The sequence below is a fragment of the Streptomyces sp. SID11385 genome, from assembly GCF_010548245.1.
GTDB lineage: Bacteria > Actinomycetota > Actinomycetes > Streptomycetales > Streptomycetaceae > Streptomyces.
Window position 1 is genome coordinate 1 of record NZ_JAAGLR010000140.1, and the last position, 15,518, is coordinate 15,518.

The following is a 15,518-nucleotide window of genomic DNA, read 5'->3' on the forward strand; positions in this document are numbered from 1 at the left end:
CCTCGGACCAGTGCCCCCGTGCCCCCTCATCCACGCATAGCCGGTTCCAGGGAGCTGTTTTCCATGACCGCCGAGTCCCCAGGGCTGAGCGACCACCGACTGCACGCCTGGCGAACGCGGTTCCGCAACTGGCGGGGCACCCGGCCCTTCTGGGCCGGTGTGCTGACACTGCTGGGCGGCATACCCATCGCCTACATCCCCTACAACGACCTCAAGCTGGGGCAGCTCACCGTCCGCATGTCGACGACCGCGGGCGCGGGCTCCCTCATCATCGGGGTCCTGCTCATCACCCTCGGCCTGACGATGTGGTTCCAGGCACAGGTACGGGTCTTCGCCGGAGTCGCGGCGATCCTCCTCGCCCTGGTCTCGCTCCCGGTCTCCAACTTCGGCGGCTTCGTCGTCGGTTTCCTCCTCGCCCTCTTCGGCGGCAGCCTCGCGCTCGCCTGGGTTCCGGACAAGAAGGCGCTGGGCGGGAAGGGGGCCGAGGCCGGTGACCCGGCGGGCGACCCGAGTGGCGACCCCGCCCCCGAGGGCCAGGGCGGCCCGGACGCGGGCTCCGGCCCCGTACTGCCGCGACAGCCCGGACCCGCCGGGGACGACGCCCCGGCCGGAGACGGCGGGCGGCCCTTCGCGCACCTCGCCGACGGTGGTGGGCACCGTGCCGAATGACGAGCTGCGTCCGGGCGAGGAGCGCAGATCGGGTCCCCGGCACGCGGCGCCGCGCAAGTCGGTCCTGACCAAGTTCCGGATACCCGCGGGCAAGGCGATGGCCCTCGCGGCCATGCCGACGGCCGTCTTCGTCGGCATGGGGCTCACCCCGCGCCTCGCGCTCGCCGACGACAAGACCGACCTGCCGTTCGCGCCCGGCCCCTGCGTCACCCGCTCCGACGAGCCGGGCCAGGAGCCCTCCGGGTCCGCCTCCGCCTCCACGAAGCCCGAGCCCTCGACGAGCACGAGCCCGGGCGCCTCGCCCTCGCCCTCCGCGACGCCGAACCCCTCCGCCTCGGACGAGGCGAAGGACGGTGCGAAGGACGGTGCCGAGGACGCCGCGAAGGACGGAGCCGAGGCCAAGGCCGAGGACGGTTCGGGCACCACCGCCGCCGGGCAGGACGAGGCGGACGCGAGTCCCGGGGCGAAGACCGCGAAGAAGGCGCAGGACGAGCCTTCGTCGAGTCCGTCGCCCAGCGCGTCCGAGACGAAGAACCCGCTCGACCCGCTGGGCCTCGGCGACGCCCTCAAGGACCTCTTCACGCCGAAGGACAAGAAGGATCAGAAGGACGAGGACGCGGACGCCTCCGGCGAGGAGAAGTCCACCGCGGACGACAAGGCCGCGGACACCAAGGACACCAAGGACGCGGACGCCAAGGCGGACGACGAATCCGCTGACGGCAAGACCGCCGACGACAAGACGGCGGACGCCAAGGCCGACGACGACGCCGGGGACGCCAAGGCGGGCGACGACGCCGGGCCCCGTACGCTCAAGGACGACCTCAGCGCCGCCGCGCGCGCCGCCGGTGCCTCCGAGGAGGACATCGCCGAGGGCGCCCGCAAGGCCGGGGAGCAGAACGCCAAGGGCCCGCAGGGCGCGAAGGCCGACGGGACGAAGGCGGCGAAGGGCGACGAGCCCGAGCCCTACCCCTGCCCCACCCACGACGCGAAGGCGCTCGCCGACGCCGACGTGGACGAGAGCTTCCCGCGCGTCGCCGAGGACCCCTGGACGCTGCACACCACCAAGCTGAGCCTGCACGGGCTCGGGTACGACGGCATCGTCAAGGTGCGCACGCCGAGCGGCAAGGTCAAGAACGTCCTCAAGTTCACCGCGACCGGCATCGACATCAAGGACCTGCACCAGACGGCCGTGGGCCCCGGCGAGTACACGACGCACGTCAAGGGCGCCCCGGGCTCCACGTCGACGATCCGCGACGGCAAGGTCACGATGTACACGGAGGAGCTGAAGGGGAAGCTGCTCGGCCTCATCCCGGTCGACTTCACGCCCGACAGCCCGCCGCCGCTGACCCTGCCCGAGCTGTTCTTCACGGACGCGACGGTCGTCCAGGCCGGCCAGTTCGGTGGCACGCTCACCATTCCGGGCCTGCACAACTACCTGGACACGAGCGGCAGCTGAGCCGCCCGGCCGCCCACGCGGAAGGGGCGCCCCCCGGAATACCGGGAGGCGCCCCTTTTCGCGTGCCGTTCCGTCCTGCGGAGCCTGCTCAGCCCTGCCGGGTGTCGCCCAGGTGGTGGACCCGGACGAGGTTCGTCGAGCCGGGGACGCCGGGGGGCGAGCCCGCCGTGATGACCACGGTGTCGCCGTTCTTGAGCGAGCCGAGCTTGACCGTCTCGGCGTCCACGAGGTCGACCATCGCGTCCGTCGTGTCCACGTGCGGCACGAGGTACGGGGTCACGCCCCAGCTCAGCGCGAGCTGATTGCGGGTGGACTCGTCCGTCGTGAAGGCGAGGACCGGCTGCGCGGTGCGGTAGCGGGCCAGGCGGCGCGCGGTGTCACCGGACTGCGTGAAGGCGACGAGCGCGTCCGCGTCGAGGAAGTCCGCGATCTCGGCGGCGGCACGGGCGACCGAACCGCTCTGCGTGCGCGGCTTCTTGCCCTCGTCGAGCGGCTTGAGGCCCTGCGAGAGCAGCGCGTTCTCGGCCGCCGTGACGATCTTCGACATCGTCTTGACGGTCTCGATCGGGTACGCGCCCACGCTCGACTCGGCCGAGAGCATGACCGCGTCCGCGCCGTCCAGGATCGCGTTCGCGACGTCGCTCGCCTCGGCGCGCGTCGGGCGCGAGTTGGTGATCATGGACTCCATCATCTGGGTCGCCACGACCACCGGCTTGGCATTGCGCCGGCACATCTCCACGAGGCGCTTCTGCACCAGCGGGACCTTCTCCAGCGGGTACTCCACGGCGAGGTCGCCGCGCGCCACCATGACGGCGTCGAAGGCGAGGACGACCTCCTCCATGTTCGCGACGGCCTGCGGCTTCTCGACCTTCGCGATGACGGGGAGGCGCTTGCCCTCCTCGTCCATGATCTTGTGGACGTCCTTGACGTCCGAGGCGTCGCGCACGAAGGAGAGCGCGATCATGTCGGCCCCGGTGCGCAGCGCGAACCGGAGGTCCTCGACGTCCTTCTCGGAGAGCGCGGGGACGTTCACGGCCGCGCCGGGCAGGTTGATGCCCTTGTGGTCGGAGACCACGCCGCCCTCGATGACGATGGTGTGCACCTTGGGGCCCTCGACCGAGGTGACCTTCAGCTCGACGTTGCCGTCGTTGATGAGGATCGGGTCGCCCTTGGCGACGTCGCCCGGGAGGCCCTTGTACGTCGTGCCGCAGATCGTGCGGTCGCCCTGCACGTCCTCGGCGGTGATGGTGAACTCGTCGCCCCGCACGAGCTCCACGGGGCCGTCGGCGAAGGTCTCCAGGCGGATCTTCGGGCCCTGGAGGTCGAAGAGGACCCCGACGGTCCTGCCGGTGTCGGCGGCGGCCTTGCGGACGCGCTGGTAACGCCCGAGGTGTTCTTCGTGCGAGCCGTGGCTCATGTTGAGCCGGGCCACGTTCATGCCGGCTTCGATAAGGGCCTTCAGCTGATCGTACGAGTCGACCGCTGGACCGAGAGTGCAGACGATTTTGGAACGGCGCATGAGGCAAATCCTATCGGTTTGTTTCGGGGCGGGATTAACGGACCACCGGAAGAACACATGGGCGCGGGGCCGCTCAGACGAAAGGGTTTCCCGCGGTGCGGGAACCGCCGGAGAACGCGACACATGGGCACCGCCGCGCTCAGGTGGGCCGCCCGGAATACCGTGAAAACGGACCGGAAACGCGTACGGAAATCACGGTGCGGCAGCCTCGCGTGAATTCAGCCCCGCGCACCTCCTTCCGTGACGAGCCCGTACGTCTGCCGCGCGATCTCCAGTTCCTCGTCGGTCGGTACGACGGCGACGGCGACGGGTGTTCCGTCCGGGGAGATGACCCGGGCCCGCTTCTCGCGCACCGCGTTGCGCTCCGGGTCCACGGCGAGCCCGAGACCGGTCAGCCCGTCCACGGCCGCGGCGCGCACGGGCGCCGAGTTCTCGCCCACGCCCGCCGTGAAGGCGAGCGCGTCGACGCGGCCGAGGACGGCCGTGTACGCGCCGATGTACTTGCGCAGGCGGTGGATGTACACGTCGAAGGCGAGCCGCGCGGTGCGGTCGCCCTCGTCCGCCCTGCGGGTGATCTCGCGCATGTCGTTGTCACCGCACAGGCCGTACAGGCCGCTCTTCTTGTTCAGCAGCACATCCACATCCTCGGCCGACATGCTCGCGTTCCGCATCAGGTGGAAGACCACCGCGGGGTCGATGTCCCCCGACCGGGTGCCCATCACCAGCCCCTCCAAGGGGGTCAGGCCCATCGAGGTGTCCACACTGCGGCCCCCCTGGACGGCCGCGGCCGAGGCCCCGTTGCCCAGGTGCAGGACGATCGTGTTCGTCTCCTCGTAGGGCCGCCCCAGCAGCTCGGCGGTCGCGCGTGAGACGTACTGGTGCGAGGTGCCGTGCGCCCCGTAGCGGCGGATGCGGTGCGCCTCGGCGACGGCGGTGTCCAGCGCGTACCGGGAGGCCGCCTCGGGCATGTGCGCGTGGAAGGCGGTGTCGAAGACGGCGACCTGCGGCAGCGCGTCGTTCAGCTGCCGCGCGGTACGGATGCCGGCGAGGCCCGCCGGGTTGTGCAGCGGGGCGACCGGGATGAGCCGTTCGATCTCGCGCTCCACGTGCCAGTCCACGAGCGTCGGCCCGTCGAAGAGCCGCCCGCCGTGGACGATGCGGTGCCCGACGGCGAGCAGTTCGGGCGAGTCGAGCCCGAGCCCGTCGCGGGACAGCTCGGCGGCGACCGCGTCGAGGGCCTCGCCGTGGTCGGCCACACGGCCCTCACGGGTACGGGTCTCCGGCTCCGCGCCGGTCAGCAGGGTGTGCTCGACGCGCGAGGTGCGCTCCCCGATCCGCTCCACGAGACCGGTCGCGAGCCGCGACTCGTCCCGCATGTCGAGGAGCTGGTACTTGACCGAGGAGGAACCGGAGTTGAGGACGAGCACGCGAGTGGGTGAGGCGGACACGGGGGCCTTTCGGTGGGTCCGTAGGAGGGGAGCGGACGGGGGAGCGGGCGGTGCGCGCTCACGGGGCGGCTGTACGGGTTCCCGCGCGCCGCCCCGTAAGACATCGCGCCGCCCGTAAGACATACCGCCCTCAGCCGGACTCGGCCGTCTGCCCCGCCTGGATCGCCGTGATGGCGACCGTGTTCACGATGTCCTCGACGAGCGCGCCGCGCGAGAGGTCGTTGACGGGCTTGCGCAGGCCCTGGAGGACCGGCCCGACGGCGACCGCGCCCGCCGAGCGCTGCACGGCCTTGTACGTGTTGTTGCCCGTGTTCAGGTCCGGGAAGATCAGCACCGTCGCACGCCCCGCCACGGGCGAGTCGGGCAGCTTCGTCGCGGCGACCGACGGGTCGACGGCCGCGTCGTACTGGATCGGGCCCTCGATGAGCAGGTCGGGGCGCTCGGCCCGTACCCGTTCCGTCGCCCGGCGCACCTTGTCGACGTCCGCGCCCGAGCCGGAGGTGCCGGTCGAGTACGACAGCATCGCGATACGGGGCTCGACGCCGAAGGCCGCGGCCGTGGTCGCCGACTGGATCGCGATGTCCGCGAGCTGCTCGGCGTCCGGGTCGGGGTTGACGGCGCAGTCCGCGTAGACGAGGACCTTGTCGGCCAGGCACATGAAGAAGGCCGAGGAGACGAGCTTCGCGTCCGGGCGGGTCTTGATGACCTCGAAGGCCGGGCGGATCGTCGCCGCCGTGGAGTGCACCGCGCCCGAGACCATGCCGTCGGCGAGCCCGGCCCGCACCATGAGCGTCCCGAAGTAGTTGACGTCGGCGACGACGTCGTGCGCCAGCTCCTCCGTCACGCCCTTGTGCGCCCGCAGCCGCGCGTACTCGCGCGCGAACCGGCCGCGCAGCTCGGAGTCGTGCGGGTCGAGCAGTTCGGCGCCCTCGACGTCCACGCCGAGGTCGGCGGCCTTCTTGCGGATGGCCGCCGGGTCGCCGAGCAGCGTCAGCGCGCACACCGAGCGGCGCAGCAGGATGTCCGCCGCGCGCAGCACGCGCTCCTCGGTGCCCTCGGGGAGCACGACGCGGCGGGGGTGCGCGCGAGCCTGCTCGATGAGCTTGTGCGCGAACATCATCGGCGTGACCCGGCCGCTGCCCGCGACGCGGATGCGGTCCAGGAGCGCCGGGCCGTTGACCCAGCGCTCGAAGAGACCGAGCGCGGTCTCCGTCTTGCGCGGGGTCGCGGCGCCGAGGCGCCCTTCGAGCGTGAACAGCTCGGTGGCGGTCGGGAAGCTGTTGCCGGGCACCGAGACGAGCGGGGTGCCGGGGGCGAGCTGACCGGCGAGTTGCAGTATCCCCTGGTCAGGGCGCTCGCCGAGGGTCAGCAGGACGCCCGCGATGGCCGGGGCCGAGGCCGAGTGCGCGGCGAGCGCGCCCACCACCAGGTCGGAGCGGTCGCCCGGGGTCACGACGAGGCAGCCGGGGGTGAGGGCGTGCAGGAAGTTCGGCAGCGTCGCGCCGCCGAAGACGAAGTCGAGCGCGTCGCGCGAGAGGCCCGCCTCGTCCCCCAGCAGAACCGTTCCGCCGAGCGTGTGCGTGATCTGGGCGACGGTCGGCGCCGACAGGCTCGGCTCGTCGGGCAGCACGTACACGGGCACGCCGACCCGGCCGGTGAGGCGCTCCTGCACGAGGTCGCGGTCGGCGGGCGCGACCCGGTTCACGATCATGGCGAGGACGTCGCAGCCCCGGCCCGCGTAGGCGCGGTAGGCGTTGTGCGCCTCGGAGCGCACCGACTCCGCCGACTGCTCCTTGCCGCCCACGACGGGCAGCACGAAGGCCCCGAACTCGTTGGCGAGCCGCGCGTTGAAGCCCAGCTCGTCGGGGAGCTGGGTGTGCGCGAAGTCCGTGCCGATGACGAGGACCGCGTCGTACGCGGCGGCGAGCCGCTGGTAGTCCTCCACGAGCCGCGAGACGAGTTCGTCCAGGCCCTGCTCGGCCTGGAGCGCGCTCGCCCGCGCGTAGTGCATCCCGAAGACCGAGTCGGGCGGCTGCGAGAGCCCGTAGCGCTCGCGGAACAGCTCGTACATGCGGTCCGGGCCGTCGTGGACGAGCGGCCGGAAGACCGCGACCCGGTCGACCCGGCGGGTCAGCAGCTCCATGACCCCCAGCTCGACGACCTGCCGCCCGTCCCCCCGGTCGGTCCCGGTCACATAGACACTGCGCGCCACCGGTATTTCTCCGTTTCCCTACTCATACGAATTCAGGGGTACTCATCAGAGCACGCCGGAATCGTTCTTGGCATCCCGCGCGGAGCGCAAGAGAATGCCGGAGAACTCATAGGACAAAAACACCTGATCTGCTGAACCTGCCCCCTTGACACTACCCACAGCACTCGGTATGCCGCCTCCGCGGGCCCCCGGCGCGTCCGCATTTCCGCGCGCCCCCTACCGTTGTTCCGCTCCGGTACCGGTAAACGCGCGCCCCCGGGACGGACGTATGTTCCGGGCTTTCCCCGGGCGTGCGAGAATCGGCCCGAGTTCAGGGGGAACCAGCACCGTCCATCCGCGTTCTTCGCGTCCTTCCCGTCCTCTCAACCCCCGCGCACCTCTAGTAAGCGAGCAGGAGAACAGCACGATGCGCATCGGAATTCTCACCGCAGGCGGCGACTGCCCGGGCCTCAACGCAGTGATCCGGTCGGTCGTGCACCGCGCCGTCACGCACCACGGTGACGAGGTGATCGGGTTCGAGGACGGATACAAGGGCCTGCTCGACCGGCACTACCGCGAACTCGACCTCGACGCGGTGAGCGGCATCCTCGCGCGCGGCGGCACGGTCCTCGGCTCGGCCCGCCTGGAGCGCGGCCGGCTCGCCGAGGCCTGCGCCAACGCCCCCGAACTCGCCCGGGAACTCGGCATCGACGTCCTCATCCCGATCGGCGGCGAGGGCACCCTGACCGCCGCGCGGATGCTCTCCGAGAGCGGGATGCCGGTGGTCGGCGTGCCGAAGACGATCGACAACGACATCTCCTCGACCGACCGCACCTTCGGCTTCGACACCGCCGTCGGCGTCGCGACCGAGGCGATCGACCGCCTCAAGACCACCGCCGAGTCGCACCAGCGCGTCATGGTCGTCGAGGTCATGGGCCGGCACGCGGGCTGGATCGCGCTGGAGTCCGGCATGGCGGGCGGCGCGCACGGCATCTGCCTGCCCGAGCGGCCCTTCGACCCGGCGGACCTCGTGAAGATGGTCGAGGAGCGCTTCGCGCGCGGCAAGAAGTTCGCCGTCATCTGCGTCGCCGAGGGCGCGCACCCGGCGGCCGGGACGATGGACTACGGCAAGGGCGAGATCGACCAGTTCGGCCACGAGCGCTTCCGGGGCATCGGCACGGCCCTCGCCTACGAACTCGAATCGCGCCTCGGCAAGGAGGCCCGCCCGGTCATCCTCGGCCACGTCCAGCGCGGCGGCACCCCGACCGCCTACGACCGCGTCCTCGCCACGCGCTTCGGCTGGTACGCGGTGGAGGCCGCCCACCGCGGCGACTTCGGCAACATGACGGCACTGCGCGGCACGGACGTCGTGATGGTCCCGCTGGCGGAGGCGGTCACGGCGCTGAAGACGGTGCCGAGGGAGCGGATGGAAGAGGCGGAGTCGGTGTTCTAGGGAGACGGGGCCGATGCCCGGCCCCTGGGGCTGGACCCCTGTCCAGCCTCTCCGGCGTGCGAGGAGCGGGGTCCGGGGCGGAGCTTCGGGAGTACGCGCGGGCGGGGCCCCCGGGAGTACGCACGGGCGGAGCTTCGGGGTGCGCGCGGGCGGAGCGCCCCTGCCACCTGGACTTTTCCTGCCGGAGGCCATGGTCACGCGGCCCGTGCCCGCACTAGTGTGACGGCACCGCTGTTCCCCGATGGAGAGGTGAGCGCATGCGCGCGTTCCGTGCGGCCGTGGAGGCCCGTGACCTGGCCGCGATCGAGGCGCTGCTCGCCGAGGACGTCGTGTTCACCAGCCCGGTCGTCCACAAGCCGTACCAGGGCAAGGCGATCACCGCCGCGATCCTGCGCGGTGTGCTCCGCGTCTTCGTGGACTTCCGGTACGTGAAGGAGATCGGGAAGGCGGACGGGGCCGACCACGCCCTCGTCTTCGCGACGCGCGTCGGCGACCGCGAGCTGACCGGCTGCGACTTCCTGCACGTGAACGAGGCGGGCCTGATCGACGAGTTCACCGTCATGGTCCGCCCGCTCTCCGGCGCGCAGGCGCTCGCGGAGGCCATGGGGGCACAGTTCGAGCGGATCGCGCGCGAGGCCGCCTCCGGCTGAGGGCTCAGCCCCGCGCCTCCCAGCGGTAGTGCAACTCCGGCCGCCCCACCTGCCCGTAGCGCGGGGCGCGGGTCGCGAGGCCCGCGGTGACGAGGTGTTCGAGGTAGCGGCGGGCCGTGATGCGGGACAGGCCCGCGAGCGTCGCCGTCGACTGGGCGGTGAGCCCGTCCTCGCCCGCCGCGCGCAAAGCCTGCGTGACCCGGTCCAGGGTCGGCGCGCTCAGACCCTTCGGCGGATCGGCCGGGCGCGGGGCGCGCAGCGCCGCGAGGGCGCGGTCCACGTCGTCCTGCCCCGCCGCCTCGCCCGCCGCCGCCCTGAACTCCCCGTACCGCACGAGCCGGTCCCGCAGCGTCGCGAACGTGAACGGCTTGAGCACGTACTGCACGACGCCGAGCGAAACCCCCTCCCGCACCACCGCGAGATCCCGCGCCGACGTCACCGCGATGACGTCCGCCCGGTGCCCCATCGAGCGCAGCCCGCGCAGGAGTTGGAGCCCGTGTCCGTCGGGGAGGTAGAGGTCGAGGAGGACGAGGTCGATCGGTGTGCGCTCCAGGGCGCGGCGCGCGGCCGCCGCCGAGTGCGCGACCGCCGCGACCGTGAAGCCCGGCACCCGCTCGACGTACAGGCGGTGCGCGTCGGCCGCGACCGCCTCGTCCTCCACGACGAGGACGCGTACCGGCTCGCTCATCGCGTCCCCCCGGCGGGCAGCGGCAGCCGCACGGTGAACTCCGCGCCGCCGCCCGTACGTTGCCGCGCGGCCACGCTCCCGCCCGCGCGTCCCGCCGCCTGCCGCACGAGTGCGAGACCGAGGCCGTGCGCGCCCGGCTCGGCGGCCTTCGTGGACCAGCCGTCGCGGAAGGCGTCCTCGGTGTGGGCGGGGTCGAGCCCGGGGCCGTTGTCGGCGACGCGGAGCAGCAACTCATCGCGTTCTCCGGTGTGTTCGGCGCGGGCGGTGACCGTGACCCGCGCGCCCGGGGTGCCTTGGGCGGCCTCGACCGCGTTGTCGACGAGGTTGCCGAGGATCGTCACGAGGTCGCGCGGCGGCAGGCTCGCGGGGAGCAGCCCGTCGTCGAGCCCGCTGTCCTCGCTCAGCACCAGCTCCACGCCGTGCTCGTGCGCGTACGCTGTCCGGCCCAACAGGAGCGCAGCGAGCACCGGTTCGCCGACCGCGCCCGTCATGCGGTCCGTGAGCGCCTGGGCCAGCTCCAGTTCGGCCGTCGCGAACTCCACCGCCTCGTCGGGGCGCCCGAGTTCGACGAGCGAGACGACCGTGTGCAGCCGGTTCGCGGCCTCGTGCGCCTGCGCCCGCAGTGCCTTGCCGAAGCTCCGCTCGGCGTCCAACTCGCCCATGAGCGCCCGCAGTTCCGTGTGATCCCGCAGGGTCACGATCGTCCCCGAGCGCTGGCCGCCGGAGACCGGCGAGGTGTTGACGACGAGGACGCGCGTTTCGGTGAGGTGCACCTCGTCCACCCGCGGCTCCGAAGCGAGCAGCGCCCCGGTGAGCCCGCGCGGCAGCCCCAACTCCGCGACGGGTCGCCCGACATACGCGCCGGGCGGCAGCCCGAGCAGTTCGCGCGCGCCGTCGTTGAGCAGGGCCACGGCCCGGTGCCCGTCGAGCAGGAGCAGCCCTTCCCGCACGGCGTGCAGGGCGGCCTCGTGGTAGTCGTGCACGAGGGCGAGTTCGGTCGCGTTCATGCCGTGGGTGTGCCGGCGCAGCCGCCGGTTGATCACGTACGTGCCCGTCCCCCCGAGCAGCAGTGCCGCCGCCGCCATGACGAGGAGCAACAGCACTTGGTGGCGCAGGCGTTCGCTGATCGCCGTGACGTCTATCCCCGCGCTCACGAGCCCCGTGACCCGGCCGCCCTCCTCGACCGGCGTCACGACCCGTACCGAGACCCCGAGCGTCCCCCGGTACGTCTCCGAGAAGGTGTGCCCGCGCAGCGCCTCGGCGCGGTGCCCGAGGAAGCGTTCGCCTATCCGGTCGGGGGTCGGGTGGGTGTAGCGGATGCCGTCGGGGGACATGATCGTCACGAAGGTCAGGTCGGCTTCGCGGCGGACCTTCTCGGCGTACGGCTGGAGGGTGCGGGTGGGGTCGGGCGCGCCGATCGCCTCGCGCACGGTGGGCGCGGCGGCGATCGCGAGCGCGGCGGCGGTGGCCTGGCGCTCGGCGGCGGTACGTGCCTGGCGGCGGTCGCTCACGTACGTGAAGAGGGCGCAGCCCGCGACGACGAGCGCCACGAGGAGCACCTGCATCGCGAAGAGCTGACCCGCCAGGCTCCGGGGACGGGGGAGACGCATCGGGACAGTGTGCCCAAGCGGGGCGGGCCCGGCGCCCCCGGGGCTGGTCCGCGCGACCTTAATGAACGAAACAGTGACGCGGGTCACACCGTGCGGCAGAGTCGCCGCAGCCCGGCGTGCGGAGCGAGCCGCAGTCTCCCCGCGCCGCCCCGACGACGACGTCCCCAGGAGGACCCCCCGTGCCAGCCACCGAGGCAGCCGCCCCCGAGCCCGAGGGACACGGGCCCGCGACCCCGCCGCCGAGCCCGCCGCCCGCCGCGCCCAGGCGTCGCGACAAGAGCCACTACCTCTACCTCGCCGTGATCGGCGCCGTGGTCCTCGGCATCATCCTGGGCTTCGCCGCGCCGGGCGTGGCCGTCGAGCTGAAGCCGCTCGGCACCGGCTTCGTGAACCTGATCAAGATGATGATCTCGCCGATCATCTTCTGCACGATCGTGCTCGGTATCGGTTCGGTCCGCAAGGCCGCGAAGGTCGGTGCCGTGGGCGGGCTCGCGCTCGGCTACTTCCTCGTGATGTCGACCGTGGCGCTCGCGATCGGCATCCTCGTCGGCAACCTCCTGGAGCCGGGCCAGGGCCTCCACCTGACCGAGTCGGTGCGGGAGGTGGGCGCCGCGCAGGCGCCGAAGGCCTCCGAGTCGACCGTCGACTTCCTCCTCGGCATCATCCCGACGACGCTCGTCTCGGCGTTCACGAGCGAGAAGGTCCTCCAGACGCTCCTGGTCGCCCTCCTCGTCGGCTTCGCGCTCCAGGCGCTCGGCAAGAGCGGCGAGCCGGTCCTGCGCGGCATCGGCCACCTCCAAAAGCTCGTCTTCCGCGTCCTGTCCATGATCATGTGGGCGGCCCCGGTCGGCGCCTTCGGCGCGATGGCGGCCGTGGTCGGCGAGACGGGCGTCGACGCGCTCAAATCGCTCGCGGTCATCATGATCGGCTTCTACGTGACGTGCCTGCTCTTCGTCGTGCTCGTTCTCGGCGCGCTGCTCAGGCTCTTCGCGCGGGTCAACATCCTGCTCCTCCTGAAGTACCTCGCCCGCGAGTTCCTGCTCATCCTCTCGACGTCCTCCTCGGAGTCCGCGCTGCCGCGGCTCATCGCGAAGATGGAGCATCTCGGCGTCTCGCGCCCGGTCGTCGGCATCACCGTCCCGACCGGCTACTCCTTCAACCTCGACGGCACCGCCATCTACCTCACGATGGCCTCGATCTTCGTCGCCGAGGCGATGGACCAGCCGCTCTCGATCGGCCAGCAGATCTCGCTGCTCGTCTTCATGATCGTCGCCTCGAAGGGTGCGGCGGGCGTCACGGGCGCGGGGCTCGCGACGCTCGCGGGCGGCCTCCAGTCCCACCGCCCCGAACTCGTCGACGGCGTCGGCCTGATCGTCGGCATCGACCGCTTCATGAGCGAGGCGCGCGCCCTGACGAACTTCGCGGGGAACGCGGTGGCGACGGTGCTCGTCGGGACGTGGACGAAGGAGATCGACAAGGAGCGGGTCGACCAGGTGCTGGCCGGGAAGCTGCCGTTCGACGAGAAGACGCTTCTCGACGAGGGGGAGGCGGGTACCGGGGACGGTGAGGCGGACGCCCGGGGGGCCGGGACGCACGCCCTGGCGGGGGCCGGTGCGGAGAAGGACGTGCCGGAGCCGAGGGACGTCGCCGGGCGGTCCAGTCGCTCCGGCGTGTGAGGAAACAGGACGCGGGGCGGGGTCTTCACTCCGCCCCGCCGCCGTTCACGCCGTGTCGTGGCGCACGGGGACGGATGGGTGCGGCCGGGCGGGGCAGGGGCGACCATGGGGGGGGGTGACGGTGCCGCCGCCCGCGAGGAGGACGTACGACGATGACCACGACACCGCTGAGGCTCGCACTCGGCCAGCTCACCTCGGGCCCCGAGCCCGCGGCGAACCTGGCCCTCGTACGGGAGCGCACGCGTGAGGCCGCCGCGGGGGGAGCCCGGCTCGTCGTCTTCCCCGAGGCGACGATGGCGTGCTTCGGCATCCCGCTGGGACCGGTGGCCGAGCCGCTCGACGGGCCGTGGGCGCAGGGCGTGCGGGAGGTCGCGGCGGAGTGCGGGATCGTGGTGGTGGCGGGGATGTTCACGCCGGCGGCGGACGGGCGCGTGACGAACACGCTGCTCGCGACGGGCCCCGGCGTCGAGGCCGCGTACGACAAGATCCACCTCTACGACGCGTTCGGCTTCGCCGAGTCGGCCACGGTCGCGCCGGGCTCCGAGGTCGTCACGATCGACGTGGACGGCATCCGTACGGGCCTCGCGACCTGCTACGACGTCCGCTTCCCCGAACTCTTCCGCGCCCACGCGGACGCGGGAGCCGTCCTGAGCCTCCTCCCCGCCTCCTGGGGCGCGGGCCCCGGCAAGCGCGAACAGTGGGAACTCCTCGTCCGCGCCCGCGCCCTGGACGCGACGCTGTACGTGGCGGCGGTGGACCAGGCCGACCCGGAGACGAGCGACCTGCCCCGCTCGGGCAAGGCCCCGACAGGCATCGGCTACAGCGTGCTGGCGGGCCCGGACGGGACGGTACGGGCCTCGGCGGGAGCGGAGCCGGGGGTGGTGTTCGCGGAGGTGGACGTGGCGGAGGTGGAGCGGGTGAGGAAGGCGATTCCGGTGCTGGGGAACCGGAGGCTGGGGGGTTTTGCGGGGGCGGGGTGAGGTAGGAGGTGGTCTCTGCGGGGGAGGGGGCTACACGCTCGGTGTCGGCGAGGCGCTGTCGGCGGCGGGGGCTATCCCCGCGACTGCGGGGCCTACCTGCGCGACCTGCGGCTTTACGTCGCGCTGCGCCCGTTTTCAGCCGCTCGGGTCCGCCCCACTCCAGACGTACGCCCGGCCGGGCCGACCCCGTTCCACTCGCCGAGCGCGAGTACCAGCGTTCCGCTCACCGCGAGGAGTGTGCCCGGCACTGCGAGGAAGCCGCGCTGCTCGGCGACCCGTACCTCCTCGTAGCGCTCCCGCGAGATCCGTACGCGCTCCTTCGTGCGGGTGTCCAACGCCGAGTACCCGCCTGGCCCCTCCTGCGCGTCCGAGAGATCGCCGAGGTTCACGAAGCCCGGCGCCGTCACGAGGACGCCCGCCAGCACGAGCCCGGCGCAGCCGACCCGTACCGCTTTCGGCAGGCACCGGAACGAGGCCCACAGCGTGGCTCGGTCGACGCCCGACCACACGCCGCGCAGCACGGCGGCGGCACTCACCGGCAGCGCTACGGCGAACCCGGCCACAACGAGCCATCCGGCCCTCGGGCCCCACAACCCGAGCGCGATGAGCACCGCGCCGAAGCCGAGCGCGAGCCCCGCGTGCCACGTGAATGTCCGTCCCATGGGGGGATCTTCGCAGGGGCGTCGTGCGAGGTCACTGCCGGTTTCCGGCAGTGTTTGGTGGTGGGGGCGGTGAAATCGCCCGAGGCGCAGCCGTATTGCGGTACCCCCGCGCGTGCGGGGCCTACGGTGGTGATTACCGGGTAATCACGTGCCTGGCCGGAACACCCCCACCCCCGCCCCATCCCGCGCGCCCGCCCATGCCCCCCGCACCCCCGCCTCGTACCGCCCCCACACCAGCTCCACCACGCTCCGCTCCGCCCCCAGCGGCGCAGCCACCCGTACGTCCAGCCCGTCCAGGCGGCGGGCGAAGAAGCCCGGGGCCAGGAGGTGGGGCGCCACGGAGACGTCCTGTCCGGGCCAACTCGCCAGCGCCGTCGCCGGGTCGGGGCCCTCGCCGCCCAGGAACGCCGCCGTCACGGGGGCGCCGAGGCGGGCCGACAGCAGGCGGGCCGAAGTCAACGTGTCCGCCCGGGCCCGGGCGTCGCCCGAGCCCGCCGCCGCGAGGACGACCGGGGC

At 72.6% G+C, this 15,518-nt stretch carries 13 protein-coding genes; 6 read left to right on the top strand and 7 right to left on the bottom strand.

Features of this window, described 5'->3' with window-relative positions; genetic code table 11:
* The first annotated feature begins 63 nt into the window (after positions 1-63).
* Positions 64-669: a DUF6114 domain-containing protein gene (locus G3I42_RS04265; protein WP_164282494.1), complete on the top strand. Its 606-nt coding sequence runs from the start codon at positions 64-66 to the stop codon at positions 667-669.
* On the top strand, positions 650-2,125 hold the full coding sequence (locus tag G3I42_RS04270) for a hypothetical protein (RefSeq protein WP_343244450.1): 1,476 nt from the start codon (positions 650-652) through the stop codon (positions 2,123-2,125). The genes G3I42_RS04265 and G3I42_RS04270 overlap by 20 nt, the downstream gene beginning before the upstream one ends.
* An 88-nt stretch (positions 2,126-2,213) precedes the next feature.
* Here the strand turns inward: G3I42_RS04270 and pyk are convergent, their stop codons facing one another.
* The 3 genes from pyk to pta all read right to left on the bottom strand — a co-directional run bounded on the left by pyk (position 2,214) and on the right by pta (position 7,304).
* A complete protein-coding gene (gene pyk, locus G3I42_RS04275; protein WP_164282496.1) occupies positions 2,214-3,644 on the bottom strand; it encodes a pyruvate kinase in 1,431 nt (476 codons plus the stop codon).
* A gap of 218 nt (positions 3,645-3,862) precedes the next feature.
* Positions 3,863-5,092, bottom strand: coding sequence for an acetate kinase (locus tag G3I42_RS04280; protein ID WP_164282497.1), 1,230 nt, complete (start codon positions 5,090-5,092; stop codon positions 3,863-3,865).
* Positions 5,093-5,222: 130 nt separating this feature from the next.
* Positions 5,223-7,304 carry a phosphate acetyltransferase gene (gene pta / locus G3I42_RS04285; protein WP_164282498.1) on the bottom strand — a complete coding sequence of 694 codons (2,082 nt, stop codon included), beginning with the start codon at positions 7,302-7,304 and terminating at the stop codon, positions 5,223-5,225.
* Between the two features lie 406 nt (positions 7,305-7,710).
* Between pta and G3I42_RS04290 the strand changes: the two genes are divergently transcribed.
* A complete protein-coding gene (locus G3I42_RS04290; protein ID WP_164282499.1) occupies positions 7,711-8,736 on the top strand; it encodes an ATP-dependent 6-phosphofructokinase in 1,026 nt (341 codons plus the stop codon).
* A gap of 257 nt (positions 8,737-8,993) precedes the next feature.
* Positions 8,994-9,386, top strand: a complete 393-nt coding sequence (locus G3I42_RS04295; RefSeq protein ID WP_164282500.1) for a nuclear transport factor 2 family protein — start codon at positions 8,994-8,996, stop codon at positions 9,384-9,386.
* Positions 9,387-9,390: 4 nt separating this feature from the next.
* On the opposite strand, the gene G3I42_RS04300 is transcribed toward G3I42_RS04295, so the two are convergent.
* Together G3I42_RS04300 and G3I42_RS04305 are read right to left on the bottom strand one after the other, a co-directional pair.
* Positions 9,391-10,074 (bottom strand): response regulator, encoded by a 684-nt coding sequence (locus G3I42_RS04300; RefSeq protein ID WP_164282501.1) that lies wholly within the window; start codon positions 10,072-10,074, stop codon positions 9,391-9,393.
* Positions 10,071-11,684 (bottom strand): sensor histidine kinase, encoded by a 1,614-nt coding sequence (locus tag G3I42_RS04305; RefSeq protein WP_164282502.1) that lies wholly within the window; start codon positions 11,682-11,684, stop codon positions 10,071-10,073. The genes G3I42_RS04300 and G3I42_RS04305 overlap by 4 nt, the downstream gene beginning before the upstream one ends.
* A 179-nt stretch (positions 11,685-11,863) precedes the next feature.
* On the opposite strand from G3I42_RS04305, the gene G3I42_RS04310 reads away from it, so the two are divergent.
* Positions 11,864-13,360, top strand: a complete 1,497-nt coding sequence (locus G3I42_RS04310) for a cation:dicarboxylase symporter family transporter (RefSeq protein ID WP_164282503.1) — start codon at positions 11,864-11,866, stop codon at positions 13,358-13,360.
* 167 nt (positions 13,361-13,527) lie between these two features.
* On the top strand, positions 13,528-14,340 hold the full coding sequence (locus tag G3I42_RS04315) for a carbon-nitrogen hydrolase family protein (RefSeq protein ID WP_203606347.1): 813 nt from the start codon (positions 13,528-13,530) through the stop codon (positions 14,338-14,340).
* A gap of 113 nt (positions 14,341-14,453) precedes the next feature.
* Here the strand turns inward: G3I42_RS04315 and G3I42_RS04320 are convergent, their stop codons facing one another.
* Entirely contained in the window at positions 14,454-15,002 is a 549-nt protein-coding gene (locus tag G3I42_RS04320) for a hypothetical protein (RefSeq protein WP_164282505.1), read from the bottom strand.
* 144 nt (positions 15,003-15,146) lie between these two features.
* Positions 15,147-15,518 (bottom strand): CbiX/SirB N-terminal domain-containing protein (locus G3I42_RS04325; RefSeq protein WP_275405220.1); only part of this gene is annotated, 372 nt, incomplete at its 5' end.